The 220-nt window shown below is 46.4% G+C and carries 1 protein-coding gene; it reads right to left on the reverse strand.

Features of this window, described 5'->3' with window-relative positions; all coding sequences use genetic code 11:
* On the reverse strand, positions 1–220 hold a 220-nt coding region (locus IQ05_RS15490; RefSeq protein WP_244289524.1), incomplete at both ends, for a hypothetical protein.

A 220-nucleotide genomic window follows, 5' to 3' on the forward strand; every position in this document is an offset into this window, starting at 1 on the left:
TCTGCAGCTAATTTGGCTTTGGTTTCTGCTTCTGATTTTGCTTTGGCGTCTTCAGCTTGTTTCGCAGCTTCGGCATCTGCTTTCGCTTTAGCATCTGCAGCTAATTTGTCTTTGGTTTCCGCTTCTGCTTTCGCTTTAGCTTCAGCAGCTTGTTTCGCAGCTTCGGCATCTGCTTTCGCTTTAGCATCTGCAGCTAATTTGGCTTTGGTTTCTGCTTCTG

The sequence above is a fragment of the Flavobacterium tiangeerense genome (genome assembly GCF_007830355.1).
GTDB classification, from domain to species: Bacteria; Bacteroidota; Bacteroidia; order Flavobacteriales; family Flavobacteriaceae; genus Flavobacterium; species Flavobacterium tiangeerense.